Source organism: Caballeronia temeraria, assembly GCF_001544795.2.
In the GTDB taxonomy this organism is placed as follows: Bacteria; Pseudomonadota; Gammaproteobacteria; order Burkholderiales; family Burkholderiaceae; genus Caballeronia; species Caballeronia temeraria.
In genome coordinates, this window is record NZ_FCOI02000012.1 from 164,225 (window position 1) to 183,942 (window position 19,718).

Below are 19,718 nucleotides of genomic sequence, written 5' to 3' on the forward strand. Positions count from 1 at the left end.
TCGTCTGGTGGAATTTCTCTTTTGTTGAGTCGTGTGTTTCAATACCACTGCAATGCCGGAGCGGGATTTTAACGGCTCCGAATGCAGGCCTGAATTCAAGAATAAGCAAAAGGTGTTTGCGCCCTTTGGGCGCTCGCAGGTGTTTCGATCCGCATCCGGTGCGCATGACGCGCGCCGGTCCCATAAGAGCCTGTAACGAGACGTTCTATGAAAGTTAAAAATCAGGCGTCAGCCGTAACGGCCGAGACCGACAAAGAGATCGAGCTCACGTCGATTCTCGAAACGCTGGGCCGTCACTGGAAGATGATCGCGGCGACCGTAGCGGTCGTCTTCAGCATCGGGGTGGTGTACGCGTACTTCTCGGCCCCGATTTACCAGGCTGGCATGCTCGTCAAGGTCGACGACTCGAGCAATGCGCCGCCGACCGACTCGCGCGACATGGTCAGAACCGCGGCCACGATGTTCGATCAGCGCGCGACCGCAGAAGGCGAAATCCAGGTCATCGGCTCGAAGTTTGTGCTCGGCCCGGTCGTCGATGCGCTCAAGCTGTATATCCAGGCTGCGCCGCATCGCTTCCCGATCATCGGCGGCATGGTCGCACGCATGAACGACGAGACGTCGACTCCCGGTCTCTTCGGCCGCGGCGGTTACGCATGGGGCGCCGAATCCATCGACGTTTCCGCGTTCGACGTGCCGAAGAAATACGAAGGCAAGGAATACACGCTGCGCTATCTCGGCAACGGCCAGTATCAGGTGCGCGGTCCGGGCGTCGAGACGGGCGTCGGTGGCCAGGTCGGCACCGTGCAGCGCTTCGACACGGAAGCCGGCCCGATTTCGCTGCTCGTGGGCTTCATCCACGGCGAAAAGGGTGTTGAATTCGATCTGACGCGTAACTCGCGCGTGTCGGCCATCGACCGTTTGCAGGCTTCGCTGGCCATTGCCGAGCAGGGCAACAAGTCGGGCGTGATCAGCACGACGCTGGAAGGCAAGGATCCGACGCTCGTCGCGGCGACGATCAACGAACTGTCGCGCATGTATGTGAAGCAGAACGCCGACCGTCGTGGCATCAACGCAGAGAAGTCGCTCGAATATCTCGAGCAGCAGCTTCCGGACGCCAAGCGTCAGATGGAATCGGCTGAAGACAACTACAACGCGTATCGCAATAGCCGCACGCTGTTCAATCCGGACGAAGAAGGCCGCATCGTCATGCAGCAGGCTTCCCAGGCCGACGCGCAGTTGCTCGACCTGAAGCGCCGCCGTGCCGACCTGGCCGTGCACTTCTCGCCGTCGCATCCGAGCGTGGTGGTGATCGATCAGCAGATTGCGGCGACCGAGAAGTACATCAACGACCTCGCGGCGCGCGTCAAGGCGATGCCGCAGGCCGAGCAAGGCGCGCTTCGTCTGCAACGCGACGTGCGCATGAGCACCGATGTGTATTCGGCTTTGCGCAACAACATCGAAACGATGCGCCTCATCAAGGCCGGCCGCACGCCGACGGTTGAACTGCTCGACCATGCCGAAGTGCCCGAGCGTCCCGTCAAGCCGGTCAAGGCGCTGGTGCTCGTGATCGCCGCAGGTATTGGTCTTTTCATCGGCATCGTGCTGGCATTTGCTCGCGACTTCCTGTTCAAGGGCGTGCTCGATCCGAAGGAACTGGAATCGAAGACGGGTCTTTCGGTATTCGCGACGATTCCGGACAGCGACCGCCAGAAAGAGCTTGCGAAGCGTATCGCCGAGAAGAAGCCGGAACAGCTCGCACTCGCTTCGCGTTACCCGACCGATCCGGCCGTGGAAGGCCTGCGCATGATGCGCTCGTCCCTGCAGTACGCGTTGATGGATGCGCCGAACAACGTCGTGATGCTGGCGGGTCCGTTGCCCGGCATCGGCAAGTCGTTCGTCTCGGCGAATCTGGCGACGCTGCTCGCCGCGGGCGGCAAGCGTGTTCTGCTCGTCGACTGCGACCTGCGCCGCGGCCACCTGAACCAGTACTTCGGCCTGCCGCGCGGCAAGGGTCTCGTGGATGTCGTGAACGGTTCCGCGACGCTCGAGGAAACCGTGCATCGCTCGGTGCTGAACAACCTCGACTTCGTCCAGTGCGGCTTCTATCCGCCGGACCCGGCCGAGCTGCTCCTGTCGGACGCGTTCACGGAATCGGTGAACCGTGCGTCGGCGGACTACGACATCGTGCTGCTCGACGCACCGGCGATTCTGGCGGTGTCGGACACGGCGATCATGGCGCCCGTCGCGGGTTCGATCTTCCTGGTTGCGCGTTATGGGGATACGCGCTCCGGTGAAATCTCGGAGTCGGTGAAACGGCTCGAACAGTCCGGCGCAAGCGTCACCGGCGTTCTGTTGAACGGCTTCAAGGTGCACTACGGCAACTATGCCCAGGCGCGCCAGTACGGCGGCTACGCCTACGCTGCCTACAAGGCCGACGACAAAGACTGAGGCCTGACTCATATCCGGCATCCACTCGTGCTGGACCCCGAATCAAAAAGCAGTACTAAACAAATGTCCTGAGTTGTATAACGAGGAGAAGTGAATATGTTCTCGCCGCAAGAGTTGAAACTCGGTATCGTCGGCCTGGGTTATGTGGGCCTGCCGCTTGCCGTCGAATTCGGTAAGCGCCATCCCGTCGTGGGCTTCGACATCAACCGTGCGCGCATCAACGCGCTGCGCGAAGGGCGTGATGTCACGCTCGAAGTCGACGATGCCGAGCTGGCCTCCGCGACGCTCATGCAATACAGCGCCGAAGTCGAAGACCTGCGCAGCTGCACGGTTTTCATCGCGACCGTGCCGACGCCGATCGACCACTACAAGCGCCCGGACCTTTCGCCGCTGATCGGCGCGTCGACGACCATCGGCAGCGTGCTGAAGAAGGGCGACGTCGTCATCTATGAATCGACGGTTTATCCCGGCGCGACCGAGGAAGAGTGCGTGCCGGTGCTCGAAAAGATGTCGGGCCTGAAGTTCAACGAGGACTTCTTCGTCGGCTACAGCCCCGAGCGGATCAACCCGGGCGACAAGTCGCACCGTCTGCCGGACATCAAGAAAGTGACGTCCGGTTCGACGCCCGAAGTGGCGGATTTCGTCGACGAGCTGTATCGCGGCATCATCACGGCGGGCACGCACAAGGCGAGCAGCATTCGCGTGGCGGAAGCAGCGAAAGTGATCGAGAACACGCAGCGCGACGTGAACATCGCGCTGATCAACGAACTGTCGATCATCTTCAACAAGATGAACATCGACACCGAGTCCGTGCTGCTCGCGGCCGGCACGAAGTGGAACTTCATCCCGTTCCGTCCGGGTCTCGTCGGCGGCCACTGCATCGGCGTGGATCCGTACTACCTGACGCACAAGGCGCAGGCGATCGGCTATCACCCGGAAATCATCCTCGCCGGGCGGCGCCTGAACGACAGCATGGGCAACTACGTCGTCTCGCAGCTCGTGAAGACGATGACCAAGCGCGATATCGCCATCTCCGGTGCGCGCGTGCTGATCATGGGCCTGACGTTCAAGGAGAACTGCCCGGACCTGCGCAACACGCGCGTGGTCGACATCATCGCGGACCTCAAGGAGTACGGCGTCCAGGTCGACGTGTACGACCCGTGGGTCTCGAAGGAAGAGGCGCATCACGAGTACGGCATCGATCCGGTCGATCAGCCGGCCAAGGGCGTCTACGACGCGATCGTGCTCGCCGTGGCGCACAAGCAGTTCGCCGATGAAGGCGCGGAAGGCATCCACGCCTACGGCAAGTCGCGGCACGTGCTGTGCGACCTCAAGTACGTTCTGCCGCCCGAGTCGAGCGACATGCGTCTCTGAGGTTCGGTGGCATCGGCACTGATCGATGCAGGCCGTCGCACAACATCGCCGCGGTTCGGCTCTCGAGATTCGGGAGTTGCCCGCGGCGATGTCAACCGGACGTTCGGAGTTCGCAATGAAGATGCCCAAGGTAGTTCTGTACGCCAACACCGATTGGTATCTATATAACTTTCGACTTTCGTTCGCTCGCAAACTGCGCGATGCGGGTTTCGAGGTCATTCTGTTGTCACCGGACGGCGAATACGGCCCGAAGTTGCGTGATCAGGGCTTTCGCTGGCATGCCGTGCCGATGAACCGGCGCAGCCTGAATCCGCTGCGCGAGTTCGCGCTCGTGCTGTGGCTCGCGCGTTTCTTCCAGCGCGAAAAGCCGCAGCTCGTGCACGGCTTCACGATCAAGAGCGCAGTGTACGGCTCGTTCGCGAGCAAGCTCGCAGGCGTGCCGGCGCGCGTGAATGCGGTCGCGGGCATGGGCTATGTCTTCACGAGCCGCGACCTGAAGGCGCGTATTCTGAAGCCGATCGTGCGTACGGTCATGCGCTCGGCGCTGAATGGACGCGACAGCATTCTCGTGCTGCAGAACCCGGATGACATCAAGCTGTTCGAGGCCGCGCGCATCGTCGAGAAGCAGTCGATTCGTCTGATCAAAGGATCGGGCGTCGATCTCACCCGCTTCAAGGTGCGCGAAGAATCGCCGGAAGATGCGGTCAAACCGCTGCGCATTCTGCTGGCTGCGCGGCTCGTGTGGGACAAGGGCATCGAGGAATATGTGGAGGCGGCGCGCATGCTGCGGCGCGAGAACCGCACCGTGCGCTTCCTCCTCGCCGGCTCGCCCGATGACGGTAATCCGGCGTCGGTGAGCACGGCGATGGTCCACGGCTGGGTCAAGGAAGGGCTCGTCGAATGGCTCGGTCATGTGAGCGACATGCCGAAGCTCTTCACGGAAGTGGATGTGATGGTGCTGCCGAGCTATCGCGAAGGCTTGCCGAAAGCGTTGATCGAAGCCGCGGGCTGTGCGCTGCCGCTGATCACGACGGACGCGCCGGGCTGCCGCGAAGTGGTCAGCGAGTCGGGCGTAGATGGACTGCAGGTGCCGGTGCGCGATGCAGGCGCGCTCGCCGATGCGATCCGCCAGCTCGACGACGACCGCGCGCTCGCGAGAACGCTGGGCCTCGCCGCGCGGGAGAAGGCACTGAAGAATTTCGACGAACGCATCGTTATCGAGAAGACGCTTGCCGTGTATCGCGAGCTGGTTCCCTCGATCGCGATCGAAGGCGAGCGCCGCGAACACGCCGCGCCCGTCGGCAAATTTGGAGACTTTCATGTCTGATCGTTACGAATCGATCCGTCAACAACTGACGCGCGATCCGCAGAAGTGGCTGATCACCGGCGTCGCCGGTTTCATCGGCTCGAATCTGCTCGAAGCGCTGCTGAAGCTCGACCAGGAAGTCGTCGGGCTCGACAACTTCGCGACGGGCCATCAGCGCAATCTCGACGAAGTGCGCTCGCTCGTGACGCCTGCGCAATGGGCTCGCTTTAGCTTCATCGAAGGCGACATCCGCAATCTCGACGATTGCCGCGCCGCGGTGAAAGGCGCCGCGCACGTGCTGCACGAAGCGGCGCTCGGCTCGGTGCCGCGCTCCGTGAACGATCCGATCACGACGCACGAAGTCAACATCAGCGGCTTTCTGAACATGCTCGTCGCCGCGCGCGATGCGAAAGTCGAGAGCTTCACCTATGCGGCATCGAGCTCCACGTACGGCGACCATCCGGGTCTGCCGAAGGTCGAGGATCGCATCGGTCAGCCGCTCTCGCCGTATGCGGTGACGAAGTACGCCAACGAGCTGTATGCGTCGGTGTTTGCGCGCACGTATGGTCTGAACGCGATCGGCCTGCGCTACTTCAATGTCTTCGGCAAGCGCCAGGATCCGGACGGCGCGTATGCGGCCGTGATCCCGAAGTGGACGGCCGCGCTCATCGACGATGAACAGGTCACCATTAACGGCGATGGCGAGACGAGCCGCGATTTCTGCTTCATCGATAACGTCGTGCAGATGAATATCCTCGCGGCGCTCTCGAATGCCGATGCGCGCAATCAGGTCTACAACGTCGCGGTCGGCGATCGCACGACGCTCAATCAGTTGTATGACGGCCTGAAACGCGAGCTCGCCGAGAACGGTGTGATCAACGAGGGCAGCCCGGTATATGCACCGTTCCGCGCGGGCGACGTGCGTCATTCGCAGGCGAACGTCGATAAAGCGGCGCAATTGCTCGGCTATGCGAGCGCGATTCCGCTGGCCGATGGTCTCGCGATCGCGATGCCGTGGTACATCCGCTTCCTTTCGCAGCGCCGCGTTCCGGTCGAAGCCGACATGGCGACGAGGCCCGCATGAAAATAGTCGTTTTCATCTACTCGATGCACGGCGGCGGCGCGGAGCGCGTCACCGCCAATCTCGCGAACGAGTGGGCGGCGCTCGGCTGGGAAGTGACCGTCGTCACGCTGACGGCCGGTGAAGGCGACGTCTATCCGTTTCATCCGGGCGTGAAGCGTATCGAGCTGGGTCTCGCGGGCGGCGTCGAGGGCGGCGGCTTCGTGCGCACGCTGATCTCGAACGCGAAGCGCGTGCTGGCTTTCCGCAAGGTGCTGCGCGAGACCAAGCCGACCGTCGCGCTGGGCGTCATGGCGACCGCCAACGTGCTCGCCGTGCTCGCGGGCATCGGCCTGCCGTACAAGATCATCGCGAGCGAGCACACGCATCCGCCGCGCGCGCCGCTCACGCCGTTCTGGGAGCGTCTGCGGCTCATGACGTATCGCTTCGCGGACAAGGTCGTCGCACTCACGGATGAGACCCGCGACTGGATCGAAACGCATTGCCGCTGCACCGACGTCAAGGTGATTCCGCCGCCGTTCACGCTGCCCATCGCGCGAACGAATCCGATCATCGAGCCGAAAAGTGTCGTCCGTGAAGAGCGCAAGCTGCTGCTCGCGGTCGGACGGCTGTCGCCCGAAAAGGGCTTCGACAGCCTCATCGATGCGTTCAGGAAGATCGCCGGCGCGCTGCCGCAATGGGATCTCGTGATCGTCGGCGAAGGTCTGGCGCGCGCGAGTCTCGAACGCCGCGTCGACGAAGCGAAACTGCGTGGCCGCGTGTTTCTGCCAGGCCGCGCCGGCAACGTCGCCGACTGGTACGAGCGCGCGGATCTGTACGTGCTCAGTTCGCACTTCGAAGGATTTTCGATGACGCTCGTCGAAGCGATGGCGAGCGGTTGCGCCGCCGTGAGCTACGACTGCGATTCGGGCCCGCGCGTGATCGTCACGCACGGCACGAACGGGCTGCTCGTGAATCCTGTCGGCGATGCGAGCGCGCTCGCGAAGTCGCTCGAAACGCTGATGAAGGACGACGCAGAGCGTCATCGCATGGCGCACTGCGCGACCTCGGTCAACGACACGTTCGCGTTGCCGAAGACCATTGCGCTATGGCAGGAAGTGTTCGAAGAATCCGGCGTGAAGGTTCCGCGCCGCGCGAATCTGCGCGTTCCCGTTGCCGGACGATAAGGAGCCACGACCGATGAACATCATGCTCGTGGTCAGTTCGATGGGAAGCGGCGGCGCCGAGCGCGTCGCGGCTTCTCTCGTCAATGCGTGGGCGCAACGCGGCGATACGGTGACGCTCGTCATCACGTACAGCGGCCGTGGCGCGTGCTTCTATCCGCTCGCGGACAACGTGCGCTGCGTGTTTCTCGCCGATCGCGTGAAGGCCGGCGCGCGCATGCTCCAATACCCCGCGCGGTTTCGCGCGCTGCGTGCGCTGATTCGCGAAAGCGCGCCAGATGTGGTCGTATCGTTTCTCTCGAACGTGAACATCACGACGATTCTCGCGACGCGCGGGCTCGGCATTCCGGTGATCGCGTGCGAGCACATCGACCCGTCCGCCGACGGCCGCTCGCAACTCATGAGCCAGATGTGCCGCTTCGTTTATCCGAGCGCGGATCTGCTCACGCTGCTGACGGATAACATGGAGGCGTCGTTCCGGAAGATGGTGCCGCGCGTGAAGCGTATCGAAGTGGTGCCCAATCCGCTACCGGACGAACTGCTGCTGTTGCAGCCCGAGACCGTCGAGAAGAGCGCGCGCAAGCGGCTCGTCGCGGTCGGGCGGCTCAACACGCAAAAACAGTTCGATATGCTTATCGATGTGTTTGCGACGCTTGCGCCCGAGTTTCCAGGCTGGGATTTGTGGATCTGGGGAGAAGGTCCGGAACGCGCGGTGCTCGAAACGCAGGTCGCGCAACTGAAGGTGGGCGAACGCGTGCTGATGCCCGGCAAGACGACGACGCCGTGGGAAGAGATGGCGCGCTCGGATGCGTTCGTGCTGTCGTCGCGCTATGAAGGTTTGCCGATGGCGATGCTCGAAGGCATGGCGCTCGGCCTCGCGACCGTCGCGTTCGATTGCAAGAGCGGCCCGCGCGAACTCACGCGCGATGGCCAGGACGGCCTGCTCGTGCCGCCCGGCGACAAGGCTGCGCTCATCGAGGCATTGCGGCGCGTGATGTCGGACGAAGCGTTGCGCGCAGAACTGGGCCGCAAGGCGGCGGCGTCGGTGCGGCAGCGCTATTCGTCGCCGGCAATCCTGCGCCAGTGGGACGCGATCTTTGCGCAACTCGGCGCGCGCTCGCGCGGCGATGAAGGCAAGGGCGCGGCGTATCCGCGCACGATGACGGGAGAAAAAGCGTAATGGTCGGCCGGCGTCGCGTGATCCAGTCGCTGCTGATGGGCGCCGTCGCCGGTGGTGCGGGCGCGGCGGGCATCGGCGCGCGTGCGGCTCAGATGCGCGATGTCGTCATCGACAAATCGTTCGGCGTGAAGGGCGACGGCAAGACCAACGATCGCGTCGCGCTGCAGCGGGCCATCGATCGATCCGTCGATTCGACCTTGCTCATCACGGGCAAGTGCCGTATCGACGACAAGGGGCTCGATCTGCGGCGCAACAGCCACGTGCGATTCGCGCGGGGTGCGTCGATCAAGCTGCTGCCGCACAACACGTCGTTCTATTCGATCTTTCGTCTGTGGGACGTGAACAACGTGCGCGTCGAGAACGCGGTGCTCGACGGCAGCAAGGAACTGAATGCGGCCAAGCCGGAGCTGCGCGAAAACGGTCACGGCATGGGCTTTTCGATCGCCGGAAGCACGGAGGTGACGCTCATCTCGCCGAAGACGATCGGGTGCTGGGGCGATGGCATCTACATCGCCAATAGCTACAACGTCGGGTTCAAGTACAGCAGCGGCATTCGCGTGGTGAATCATCACGCGGACCGCTGCCGCCGCCAGGGCGTGTCGATCATCAGCGGACGCAACATCGTGTTCGAGAATCCGCTGTGGGAGAACATCGGCGGCACGCAGCCGGAAGCGGGTCTGGACGCGGAGCCGAACAGCAATGCGGACATCCTCGAGAACATCCGCATTGTCAATCCGACGACGCGCAACTGCCGGTACGGAATCATCGTCTGGCTGGAAGAGATCGTCGGACCGATGCCCAAGCATGTCGATATCGGCATCACGAATCATCGCGATGAAGGCGCGAGCGATGCGGCGTTCGCCGTGTCGTCGCTCAAGCTGAACGGGCGCAGAGTGTCCGGGCAGATCGCGAGCCATTCGCCGACATGGGTGAGTCCGAAGCTCTCGACGGTGGAGAGCATCGATTACGACAAGGCAGGACCGGAGATCATCGTCACCAACCTGAGGCTCGTGCAGTGAACGCGCGCCCACACAATAAATAAAGCGAAAAAGGCCAATACGATGCAGGCAACGACAATGAACAACACGGCGCAGCAGAGCGCACCCATCAGGCGGATGACCGGATTCGCGTACTTCATGACGCCATCCGGATGGGCGTTCCTGGTGCTCGCGGCCACCGCGCTTTCCGTCGTCGCCTTCCGCGAGCGCAGCGTCGGCCTCATCTTCGACCAGGAAGCGTATATCCAGTACTTCCGCTCGACGGACTGGCACTGGCTCGTGCAGTTCTATCAGAACCGCGAGTCGGACATGGGCTTTCTCATCAGCCTCATCACCGAGGAGCTGGGCTGGCGCTCGTGGGTCATCTTTCTCAATGCGTTCGGCGTGACGCCCGAGGGCGGCATCCGCATTACGGTGGTGCTGCTCAACGTCGTCGTGATGTATTCGCTGCTGCAGACGCGCCGGCCGCTCATCGGTCTGATCCTGTGGCTCGTCATTCCGTATGCGCTCGCCACGGTCGGCCTGTTCCAGATTCGCCAGGGCTTCGGGCTCGCGATTGCGATGCTGTTCGCATGCCGCTTCAACAAGCCGACGATCGGCATGGGACTCGCGAGCTTCGTGCACACGACCTTCGCGGTGCCCACGGCGTTTCTGCTGACCGCCGGCTTCTTCGGCGAACAGAAGAAGGCGCGGGCGATCGTCGCGGTGAGCGTGGTGGCGATCGTGCTCGCGTCGGCGGCGAAGTTCCTGTTCGCGACTTACGGCGGCCGGCGTATCGACGAATACTCGGGCTACCAGGAAAACTTCACGATCAAGCTGCTGTCGCTGCTGTTCTTCTACACGATGGCGTCAGTGATGGTGCTTTACTCGACGTGGCGCGCACAGGACACGGAACGCCAGCGTGCGTTCACGCGCGTCTCGATCATGCATGTCGGGCTGTTCGTGTATCTCGTCGTCGCGTTCTTCGTGTTTCCGTTCGCGAAGGGCCGCGTGTGGTACTGCGTGCCCTTGCTCCTGCCGTTCCTTGCGCCGGAGATCAAGTTCAAGAACGCGATGGTTCTCGTCATCACCTTCGGCGTGTTCGTGGCCGTCGCCGCCGACGCCACGAAGAGTTATTTCGAAGGCGTCTATCACTACTTCCTGATGCCCTGACGACGATGTCCTACTTCCTGATTTCGCTCGATTTCGAACTGATGTGGGGCGTGCGCGACCATCGCACGATCGCTACGTACGGACAGAACATCCTCGGCGTGCGCGAGGCGATTCCGGCCATGCTCGCGATGTTCACGAAGCATCGCGTGAAGGCGACGTGGGCGACGGTCGGCATGCTGCTCTTCGATAACAAGAGGGATCTGCTCGCGAATCTGCCCGACGTCCGGCCGACCTACACCGATACGAAGTTGAGCCCGTATGCGAACGGCTACCTCGATTCGATCGGCGCCGACGAGAAAAGCGATCCCTATCACTACGGTCTCTCGCTTGCTCGACAGATCGTCGATACCGAAGGCAGCGAGCTCGCGAGCCACACGTTCTGCCATTACTACGCACTCGAAGCAGGGCAGAACAAGGCGCAGTTCGCAGCGGACATGCAGGCATCCGTCGCGTCGATCCGGCGTCTCGCCGATCCGCCCGCGAGCATCGTGTTTCCGCGCAATCAGGTGAACAACGCATATCTCTCGGTGTGCGCGGAGCAGGGGCTCGTCGCATACCGCGGCACGGAGCGCAACTGGATGTATCGCGAGACCTCACGCGCCGACGAAGCCGCTGTACGCCGCGCGGCACGTCTCGCCGATGCGTACATCAATCTGTCGGGCGATCACGCGTTCGATCCGCGCCCTTCGCGCGGCCTTATCGACGTGCGCTCGAGCCGCTTCCTGCGTCCGTACGCGCGCAACAAGCGTGCGCTGGACTGGCTGCGCATTCATCGGATCAAGCAGTCGATGACGTCGGCGGCGCGCACGGGGCGCTCGTTTCACTTGTGGTGGCATCCGCATAACTTCGGTGCGAATCTTGCCGAGAATCTCGCGGTTCTCGATGCGGTGCTCAAGCATCACGTGTACTTGAGAGAAACCTACGGCATGCGGCCCGCGACCATGGCGGAAGTCGCGCGGGCGGCGCAATCCGAAGAGAGCCGGCTTGCGGAAATGGAGTTCGGGTTGTTCGTTTGACGATGTAATCAGTAAAGCTAACGATAAGACGCTAGAAAATGACCCGCACGGCGGGCGCAATGCAATGGCGATGACCATTGCATTGCGCTGAAGCGTGCGCGGCACAAAAGAAGAAATTAGGGGAAGCGCGATGAACTTTCGTAACGACATCAACGGCCTGCGCGCGTTCGCGGTTCTCGCGGTCGTCCTGTTCCACTTCGATGTGCCCGGCTTCAAGGGCGGCTTTCTCGGCGTCGACGTGTTCTTCGTCATCTCCGGTTATCTGATGACGAGCATCATCTTCAGACGCCTCTCGAAGGACCGGTTCTCGGTGCTCGAATTCTATGGCGATCGCGCGCGGCGCATCATTCCGGCGCTCGCGTTTCTATGCTTCGCGCTCGGCGTGTTCGGCTGGCTCGTGTTCCTGCCTTCCGAGTTTCGTGCATTCGGCAAAGCGGTGGGATCGAGCCTCGGCTTCTTTTCGAATATCGTCTACTGGCGCGAAGCGGGCTATTTCGACACGCGTTCGCATCTGAAATGGCTGCTGCACACGTGGTCGCTTTCGGTGGAGTGGCAGTTCTATCTGCTGTATCCGCTCGGCATTCTGCTCGTGCGCAAGCTCTTCGGCCAACGCGGCACGGTGATCGCGCTCGTCGGCATGGCGCTCGCATCGTTGGCGGTGTGCGTCTATCTCTCCGATCCCACGAAATGGCCGACGGCCGCATTCTTCCTGCTGCCGACGCGCGCATGGGAAATGCTCGCGGGCGGTCTCGTGTATCTGTTCCCGCTGACCGCAGGCAGACCTGCGCGCCGGGCGATGGAGTTCGCCGGTCTCGCGATGATCGTATATGGCACGCTCACCTTCAACGAAAACTCCGCGTGGCCCGGCTATCTCGCGCTCGTGCCGGTGGCGGGCACCGCGCTCGTGATTCTCGCGGGACGCAAGCATTCGATGTTCACGGGCAATCCGCTCGCGCAGTTCATCGGCAAGATTTCGTATTCGGTCTATCTGTGGCATTGGCCATTCGTCGTCGCGCTCACGTACTTCGACAAGGAAGGTTCGCTGCACTGGCGCGTGGCCGGCATCGCGGGCGGCTTCGTGATGGGCTATCTGTCGTATGCGCTCGTCGAGTCGAAGACCAGAAGGCCGTCGGACCGTGGCGAAGCGCTCGCGTTCCCGCGTTTCATGACGCTGCGCCCGATTCTCGCGTTCACGCTGCTGCTCGCGATCGGCGGCGGCAGCATCTATGCGAGCCAAGGCGTGCCGAACCGCTTCGACCGTTCGGTGTTCATCGCCGATAGCGAGACGTACGACACGAATCCGCATCGCACGAAGTGTCACATGATGATCGATCCGTGCGATGTCGCGAACCGGCAGAAGGAAAGCCGCGTGGTCGTGCTCGGCGACAGTCACGCGGAAGCGATTGCCGAAGCCGTCGTCGATGCCGTGCCCAACGGCAAGCCCGGCGATGTGCTGCTGATCACGATCGAAGGCTGCCCGACGATCTACGGCATTCGTCGCGGCAACGGCGACTGCTTCGATCAGGACCGCAAGTACATCGATATTCTGAGCCGCGATCAGACCGCGAAGACGCCGGTGATCATCGCGAATCACTGGTCGCAATACTGGTCCGGTCCGACGATGGACGACTTCGCGTTCGTCAATCCGGATCAGCCGGCGCAGACGTCGACGCCGTTCTCGACGGAGCAGTATCGCGAGCACTTGCTCTCGACCGTTTGCCGCATCTCGAAGATCCGCCCCGTTTATCTGGTGGAGCCGATCCCCGAGTTCGACTTCAATGTTCCGCTGACGCTCGCCCGCGAGAAGATGAGGGACCCGAAGGCGCCCGATCTGTCGATCAGCATGTCCGACTACGTCGCGCGTAACGGCGCGCTGCTGCAGGCGATGCGTCAGGCGCACGACCAGTGCGGCATCCATCTGCTCGACCCGCGTCCGTATCTGTGCCCGGACGGCAAGTGCATGGGTTCGCACGATGGCCGCCCGCTCTACTCGGACTACCATCACATGAGCGAATACGGCAACCGCTTCCTCGTGCCGATGTTCCGGCGCGTCTTCGAGCAGGGTTGAGTTCTATTGCGGCGTACCGGGATCGTCTTGCGCCTCATTGCCGGTGAATGGCGGCGCAAAGCGTGTCCAGAAGATGTAGCACGCGAGCACGGCCATCGCGCCGATGCCGGTGGCGAGCAGCACGCCCTGTGCGCCGTAGAAACGCACGAGAATGACGTTGCCGATGATCTTGGTCGCGAAGCCGATCACCGATATGACCGAGATGGCGCGATAGCGCGTTTCGCTCGCGAACAACTGCACGAGCACGCACATGCCGAAGTAGAACGGCACTTGCAACAGGCCGTAGCGAAAGAGCGTGGTGACGGCGATCGTATCGTCGGCGGTGAATGCGCCCTTCTGAAAGAGCAGCTTCACGACATAGGGCGCGAGCGCATAGGCGAGGAGACTGCCGGTGAGGCCGAGCATCGTCATGATGCCGGACCACTTCAGCGCGGTGCTGCGCGCGCGCGCATGATCGCCGCGATGCAGGATCTCCGCGAGAATCGGCAAGGTCGCGCGCGTGATCGCGAGCGCGCCCATGCTGAGGACGAGCGAGAGCAGCCGGTTCGCGTAGCCGAGCGTCGCGATGGCGCCGTCGCCCTGTTGCGCCATGAAGTACTGGTCGATGGGCAGCCACAAACTCGCGACCACCGCGCCGATCGCGAGCATGCCCATCGAGCGGATCGTCGAAGGCCACTGCTTGGCGCGCACCGAGACGCGCGGCCGCGCGGGCATGGTATCGGCGCGTTTGGCCAGCACGCGCAGCCACGCGGCCTGCACCACGAAGCCGAGCGAGGTGCCCATGACGAGCGGAAAGATCGACTCGTTATTGCGCGCGGCGAGCACGAAGACGAGCAACCCGATGGCCGGCACGCATTCCAGCAACGTGTTGATGTGCCTGCCCGACGCCTGCAGCCGCGACGACGAGATGCAGATCGTGAAGGTCAGCACGCCGACCGGCGTCATGCTGAGAATCATCGCGCGGCACATGTCACGCGTGGATTCGGCGAGACTGCCCGCGATGACATTGGCGAGATAAGGCCAGAAAAGCCAGAGCAGGAGCGAGGACGCGAGACCGATGACGAGACCCGTGCCTTCGAGCTCGCCGAGGAAGCCGTTGTGCTGCGACTTGTCTTCCTTGAGCGAGACGAGCGTGGGAACGAGCAGCACCGCGAGCACGTTCGTGAGCATCGTCGGCAGCCAGGTGACGAGCGTGAGGGCGAACTGATAGGCGTCGACCGTGCCGCTGATGCCGTAGCGATACGCGATCGCCATTTCCTTCGACGCGCCGATGCACTTCCCGGCGATGACGAAGATCAGCAGGACCACGGCGCTTCTGGCGATTCGCTTGTGATCCTGATGGACACCGCCGAGACGTCGTCTCACCGATTGCACTGCTGCACTCAGCACCATTCCTCTCCTGCGTGGGAGCCGCTCGTCGCGTGGCCCGTCCTCGACGAAATCACCAGACGACGAAAGACGCGAAGGCCGGCGGCTTTCGCGCGAGAGAGAAGAGCGTGCAGGAAAACGGGCGGCGTGACTGTTCGCTAAGGCACCCCGCAGTGCCGATGAAGCGCGTCCTTCATGCCGCGCTCGCGGGCCACGGACGCATGATGTAGCGCGCCGCCCGGTGCAGCGTGGCATCGTCGGTGAGAATGCGCGCCGGACAGCCCGCCACGGTGACATTGGGCGGAATGTCCTTCGTCACGATGCTGCCCGCGCCGATCGTGACGTTATCGCCGATGACCACGTCCTCCACAATGCAGACGTTCGGCCCGATATACACGTTGTCGCCGATGGTCGCCGCCTTGCCTTCGTTCGATCCGATCGTCACGCCCTGGGAGATGTTGCAGTTCGCGCCGATGACAGCCGTCGGATTGACCGCGATCGTGCCGATATGACTGATATAAAAGCCCGGACCGATCTTCGTGCGCGGGCTGATCACGAAGCCGAAGCGCCGCTGCTTCAGGCGCACGATGTGGTTGAGCACGAGGCTCACGGGCCGCGACGACGCCGCGCTCGCCAGCCGCAGCCAGAACATGTAGTTGAAGCCCTCGTTGAGCATCAGTTGCTCCATGAGCGCCATCAGGCTGTACTCGCCGGTGTAGCGATAGAGATCGCTTTTGATCAGGTCGAAGGTCTTCATCGCAGCGGATCCGCTGGTTTGCGTAATTTCTTGTAATACCTCGGGCCGTAATCGGCGCTCCCGTCGTGCGCGCGGCGAACGACGTCAGCCTGAGAGTAGAACAGTTGTCCGGAATTTTCGGTGCGAAAAGGAACATATGACCGAAACGCAAAAGGAAAGGATTTTCAATCCGGCGATTTTCTTCTGATGAATAAATCGATCTTCTTTAATCAGATCATTAGAATCTGATCCGTATGGCCGGCAACACGCGGCAGAACGGCAGTTTCAACCACCCTCGTAGAAACCCGATAGGGGTTACTACTGTAGGGTCTTTTGTCTTTTGAATAAAAAAATTTTTGAGGCAGCACTTACAAAATCGGGAGACCGGTAAAAAAAGCGCTCAGCGCAGCTTACTTACATGTAATTTTGGCAATAAAGACCTGCGCGACGGACGGTTTTGGTGCGTGCGGTCTTAACCGTCAGCGGGCTAGGCGATCAATAAAGCGAAACGATGTCGCCAACTGTGCCCGTTTCGGCATACGAAAGGCGCCCCGTCAGCCCTTACGGGGCCTCCCGGCACGATCTGGCACGCAATCCGGGAGTGATCGTTCGTATGGCGAAAATCTAATCTTCATAAGAATATTAATCGTCGTATTGAATGCGGATTAAAGTGGTGTTATTCATCTACGGTATTAACATTTAAAAACGCGTAGATTAATTCACTCTTGGCGGATTAAAAGAGAAAACAGTCAGCATTAAAGTCGCGAAAAAGGAAAATAAAAAGTTACAAGCGTACATTTAGTAACAAGTGTCGGGTAGAAGCGCCTGGTAACAATCTGTAGTATTTAAAAAAGACGGTAATTACTGCCGTCGAGACTTAGTGCCCATCAGCCCGTTCGCGGGACCATCGGGTACGAGGTGAATGGTTCATCCGGATATCTGGTTTTTCCAATCCCGAAGTCGCCCTGTTTTTCGCCGAGATGCCTTTCGGAGTCGCCGTGTGCGGCTGTGGAACGCTGGCCGGCGCAATCGTTTGCGCCTGCTTGACTTGCGTTGGTTATCTCATTGCCCATAAAGAAACGTTGCGTGCGGCCGTTGCCGCAAGAACGGGTTCGCCCGTCGAGAACGCACGATCAAACCGGAAAGACTCATGCTTTCGAATAACACTCAGGCAGACACCCAGGCAGACAACACCGTCGTCGACTCCCGCATCGCAACCCGTCGCAAGCTGCTGACCTCGCTCATCGCGGGCAGCGGCGCCTTCGTTCTCGCCGCCTGCGGCGGCGGCGGCGACAACTCGGTCGCTGATTCGGTCGCAGATCGCTGGAGAAAGCGCAACACCGGCAGCGGCGCCTCCCCGGCGACGCCCGCAAGCTCGGCCTCGTCGGCCAGCGCCACGACGACGGCGAGCGCGCCCGCCGCGGCCAGCTCGACGAACGCCGCCAGCACCAGCACCGCCGGCACCATCGCTGCTTCGTCGTTCGGCGTGAAGGCCGATGGCAAGACCAACGACCGCGCCGCGCTGCAGGCCGCCATCGACGGTTCTGTCGGCCAGATTCTCGTGATCTCGGGTCAGGTCCGCATGGACACGACCGGTCTGAAGCTGCGCACGAACAGCCACATCCGCTTCGCGTCGGGCGCTTCGATCAAGCTGCTGCCGCACAACGCCGACATCTATCAGATGATGCTCATCGAAGACGTGAGCAACGTCATCGTCGAGAATGCGTATCTCGACGGCAGCAAGGAGCTGAATTCGGCTTCGGGCGGCGAGCACGGCATGGGCTTCTCGATCATCGGCGGCCAGAACGTGCACCTGATCGCGCCGACCACGATCAACACGTGGGGCGACGGCATCTACATCAACGACAGCCAGACGAAGAAGAACACGCCGACGTACAACCTGCTCGTCGACAACCACAAAGCCGACGGCTGCCGCCGTCAGGGCGTGTCGATCATCTCGGGCGACACGATCACGTTCAACAGCCCGGTGTGGCAGAACATCAACGGCACGGCGCCGGCATGCGGTCTCGATTTCGAACCGAACGACAACTCGGCCGTGTTCAAGAGCATCACGATCAACAGCCCGACGACGGCGAACTGCAAGGGCGGCGGCATCAACGTGTGGTTCGGCTCGCTGCCGGGTCCGATCAGCAAGACGGTCACGATCGCGATCAACAACCACGTCGACACGACGAGCCAGGGCGGTTCGTTCGCTGTGCAGGGTCTGTCGCTCAACGGCTACATCGTGAACGGCCAGATCAGCAGCACGAATCCGAAGTGGAAGTACCCGCTGATCGTCGAGCAGTGGGACAACAACGGTCCGCGGATCAACGTTCAGAATCCGACGATCGTCAAGTCGTAATCGGCGACGAAAGGAACAACGCCATGCGGGAAGGTTTTCCGCATGGCGTTTTTTGCTTTTCGCGCCGCTTACTTGAACCAGCCGAGATTCACCGAATTGGCGATGGCCTGCAAGCCCGCCTGATTCGGGTGCAGATGGTCGCCGCTGTCGTACGCGCCGAGCATCGCCGGCGGATTGGCCGGATCGCCTAGCGCGGCGGCCTGATCGAGCACGGCGTCGCAGCCGCTATCGGATGTCGCGACGAACGCGTTGACCGCCGCGCGCGTCGCCTCGATGTCCGCCGTCCACGACGACACGCCCTCGAACGGCGTGAGCGTCGAGCAGATCACCTTGACGCCCGCCGCGTGCGCGCTCTGCGTCAGTTGCGCGAACGCGCTCTCCAGGCGCGCGGCGGTCGGTGGCGAGCCGCCGATCAGGTTGTTCACGGCGTCGTCGGAAATGATGACCCACTTGACGTTGTACTGGTCGAGCACGTCGCGCTGAAAGCGCGTGAGGCCTGCATCGCCGGCGCCGTTCGTGAAGAAATCGTTGCCGGAGATGCCCTGATTCAACACGCCGATCGTCATGCCGGCCTGCTGCAAACGCGCGGCCAGCAGATCGGGCCAGCGGCCGTTGGTGTTCGGCGACGAAGCGATGCCGTCCGTGATCGACGCGCCGAACGCGACCACCGTGCCCGTCGTGCTGGCGTTCTGCACGACGACATCGGTGAGGAAGTAGTAGGACTGCGCGCCGAGCGCATTCACCACGCCGCCGGTGAACTCGGTGTCGGCGCTCACGTCGCCGGGCGCGATGTACACGTCCTGCAGGCCTTCGATGTGACCGGTCGTTTCCATCGGCGTCTGTTGCGGAAGATAGGCGCTGACGACGATGTCCGTGAGCGCGGGCACCTGAAAGGCGACCGGATCGCTCATCATCACGCGGCCCGGCGGGATCGTGACGAAGGACTGACCGCTGAATGTGACGGCCTTGTCGGTGCCGGCCACGGTGCGCTTGCCGCTCGCCCGCAATGCGATGTGCACGTCGCCGATCACGAGCGGGTCGCTGCCGTACTGATTCGAAAATTGCACGCCGACGGCCGTCCCGCCGATGCTCGTGTGCACGACCTGCCGAATCGTCTGATTGTTGAAGCCGCCGTCGCCGGTGATCATCGGCGCGGTGCTCCAGGTGCCGGTCCACGGCAAGGTGGCGCTGATGCTCTGCGCGAAACTGGACGATGCAACGGGCAAGGTGAGCGCCGTGGCCACGAGGGCTCGCCTGAGGCGAGGAAATCGCTTGTTCAACTTGTTCTCCGAAACCCAGTCGGGTAGAAAGTGGACGGTTTCGCGTCACGCGAAGGCCGTCTGCGGTAAGGGGAAGCTCGGCGGGACCGGTTTCCACTCGTTTGACCGGCGTGTGTGGCCACATCACGCCGTTGTGCGCGGCGAAATCGTGCGTTGCTCTGTTTCGCCTTGGTGAATCGGAGCACC

14 protein-coding genes are annotated in these 19,718 nt (G+C 62.2%); 11 read left to right on the forward strand and 3 right to left on the reverse strand.

The genetic code is table 11. The annotated features are described in order from the left end of the window. Positions 1–207: 207 nt before the first annotated feature. The 10 genes from AWB76_RS18905 (at position 208) to AWB76_RS18950 (ending at position 13,786) form a co-directional block, all read left to right on the forward strand. Positions 208–2,448 (forward strand): polysaccharide biosynthesis tyrosine autokinase, encoded by a 2,241-nt coding sequence (locus AWB76_RS18905; RefSeq protein WP_061161661.1) that lies wholly within the window; start codon positions 208–210, stop codon positions 2,446–2,448. A 96-nt stretch (positions 2,449–2,544) separates the two neighbouring features. Then, entirely contained in the window at positions 2,545–3,822 is a 1,278-nt protein-coding gene (tviB, locus tag AWB76_RS18910; protein ID WP_061161662.1) for a Vi polysaccharide biosynthesis UDP-N-acetylglucosamine C-6 dehydrogenase TviB, read from the forward strand. A 115-nt stretch (positions 3,823–3,937) separates the two neighbouring features. Then, positions 3,938–5,149 (forward strand): glycosyltransferase family 4 protein, encoded by a 1,212-nt coding sequence (locus AWB76_RS18915; protein WP_061161729.1) that lies wholly within the window; start codon positions 3,938–3,940, stop codon positions 5,147–5,149. Then, positions 5,142–6,212: an SDR family oxidoreductase gene (locus AWB76_RS18920; protein ID WP_061161663.1), complete on the forward strand. Its 1,071-nt coding sequence runs from the start codon at positions 5,142–5,144 to the stop codon at positions 6,210–6,212. Before AWB76_RS18915 ends, AWB76_RS18920 begins: the two co-directional genes overlap by 8 nt. Further along, the gene (locus AWB76_RS18925) at positions 6,209–7,375 is read left to right on the forward strand and encodes a glycosyltransferase family 4 protein (RefSeq protein WP_061161664.1); all 1,167 of its coding nucleotides are present in this window, start codon (positions 6,209–6,211) and stop codon (positions 7,373–7,375) included. The genes AWB76_RS18920 and AWB76_RS18925 overlap by 4 nt, the downstream gene beginning before the upstream one ends. A gap of 13 nt (positions 7,376–7,388) precedes the next feature. After that, positions 7,389–8,552 (forward strand): glycosyltransferase family 4 protein, encoded by a 1,164-nt coding sequence (locus AWB76_RS18930; protein WP_061161665.1) that lies wholly within the window; start codon positions 7,389–7,391, stop codon positions 8,550–8,552. After that, complete coding sequence (locus AWB76_RS18935; protein WP_061161666.1) at positions 8,552–9,571, forward strand: hypothetical protein; 1,020 nt, start codon at positions 8,552–8,554, stop codon at positions 9,569–9,571. Before AWB76_RS18930 ends, AWB76_RS18935 begins: the two co-directional genes overlap by 1 nt. Positions 9,572–9,613: 42 nt before the next feature. After that, positions 9,614–10,702, forward strand: coding sequence for a hypothetical protein (locus tag AWB76_RS18940; protein WP_244173400.1), 1,089 nt, complete (start codon positions 9,614–9,616; stop codon positions 10,700–10,702). A gap of 5 nt (positions 10,703–10,707) precedes the next feature. Beyond that, positions 10,708–11,718: a polysaccharide deacetylase family protein gene (locus AWB76_RS18945; RefSeq protein WP_061161668.1), complete on the forward strand. Its 1,011-nt coding sequence runs from the start codon at positions 10,708–10,710 to the stop codon at positions 11,716–11,718. 130 nt (positions 11,719–11,848) lie between these two features. Further along, positions 11,849–13,786: an acyltransferase family protein gene (locus tag AWB76_RS18950; RefSeq protein WP_061161669.1), complete on the forward strand. Its 1,938-nt coding sequence runs from the start codon at positions 11,849–11,851 to the stop codon at positions 13,784–13,786. Positions 13,787–13,789: 3 nt separating this feature from the next. Here the strand turns inward: AWB76_RS18950 and murJ are convergent, their stop codons facing one another. Together murJ and AWB76_RS18960 are read right to left on the reverse strand one after the other, a co-directional pair. After that, on the reverse strand, positions 13,790–15,175 hold the full coding sequence (murJ, locus tag AWB76_RS18955; RefSeq protein WP_061161730.1) for a murein biosynthesis integral membrane protein MurJ: 1,386 nt from the start codon (positions 15,173–15,175) through the stop codon (positions 13,790–13,792). Between the two features lie 172 nt (positions 15,176–15,347). Continuing rightward, positions 15,348–15,911 carry a serine O-acetyltransferase gene (locus tag AWB76_RS18960; RefSeq protein WP_061161670.1) on the reverse strand — a complete coding sequence of 188 codons (564 nt, stop codon included), beginning with the start codon at positions 15,909–15,911 and terminating at the stop codon, positions 15,348–15,350. 1,129 nt (positions 15,912–17,040) lie between these two features. On the opposite strand from AWB76_RS18960, the gene AWB76_RS18965 reads away from it, so the two are divergent. After that, positions 17,041–18,252 (forward strand): glycoside hydrolase family protein, encoded by a 1,212-nt coding sequence (locus AWB76_RS18965; RefSeq protein ID WP_061161671.1) that lies wholly within the window; start codon positions 17,041–17,043, stop codon positions 18,250–18,252. Between the two features lie 68 nt (positions 18,253–18,320). Here AWB76_RS18965 and AWB76_RS18970 read toward each other — a convergent pair whose 3' ends face one another. Further along, complete coding sequence (locus tag AWB76_RS18970; protein ID WP_082864469.1) at positions 18,321–19,496, reverse strand: GDSL-type esterase/lipase family protein; 1,176 nt, start codon at positions 19,494–19,496, stop codon at positions 18,321–18,323. Positions 19,497–19,718: the final 222 nt, after the last annotated feature.

Excerpts from the sequence above, each read along its gene's own strand:
- AWB76_RS18905 (WP_061161661.1), top strand. The coding sequence starts at position 208 with ATGAAAGTTAAAAATCAGGCGTCAGCCGTAACGGCCGAGACCGACAAA.
- tviB (WP_061161662.1), top strand. The coding sequence starts at position 2,545 with ATGTTCTCGCCGCAAGAGTTGAAACTCGGTATCGTCGGCCTGGGTTAT.
- AWB76_RS18915 (WP_061161729.1), top strand. The coding sequence starts at position 3,938 with ATGAAGATGCCCAAGGTAGTTCTGTACGCCAACACCGATTGGTATCTA.
- AWB76_RS18920 (WP_061161663.1), top strand. The coding sequence starts at position 5,142 with ATGTCTGATCGTTACGAATCGATCCGTCAACAACTGACGCGCGATCCG.
- AWB76_RS18925 (WP_061161664.1), top strand. The coding sequence starts at position 6,209 with ATGAAAATAGTCGTTTTCATCTACTCGATGCACGGCGGCGGCGCGGAG.
- AWB76_RS18930 (WP_061161665.1), top strand. The coding sequence starts at position 7,389 with ATGAACATCATGCTCGTGGTCAGTTCGATGGGAAGCGGCGGCGCCGAG.
- AWB76_RS18935 (WP_061161666.1), top strand. The coding sequence starts at position 8,552 with ATGGTCGGCCGGCGTCGCGTGATCCAGTCGCTGCTGATGGGCGCCGTC.
- AWB76_RS18940 (WP_244173400.1), top strand. The coding sequence starts at position 9,614 with ATGCAGGCAACGACAATGAACAACACGGCGCAGCAGAGCGCACCCATC.
- AWB76_RS18945 (WP_061161668.1), top strand. The coding sequence starts at position 10,708 with ATGTCCTACTTCCTGATTTCGCTCGATTTCGAACTGATGTGGGGCGTG.
- AWB76_RS18950 (WP_061161669.1), top strand. The coding sequence starts at position 11,849 with ATGAACTTTCGTAACGACATCAACGGCCTGCGCGCGTTCGCGGTTCTC.
- AWB76_RS18960 (WP_061161670.1), bottom strand. The coding sequence starts at position 15,911 with ATGAAGACCTTCGACCTGATCAAAAGCGATCTCTATCGCTACACCGGC.
- AWB76_RS18965 (WP_061161671.1), top strand. The coding sequence starts at position 17,041 with ATGCTTTCGAATAACACTCAGGCAGACACCCAGGCAGACAACACCGTC.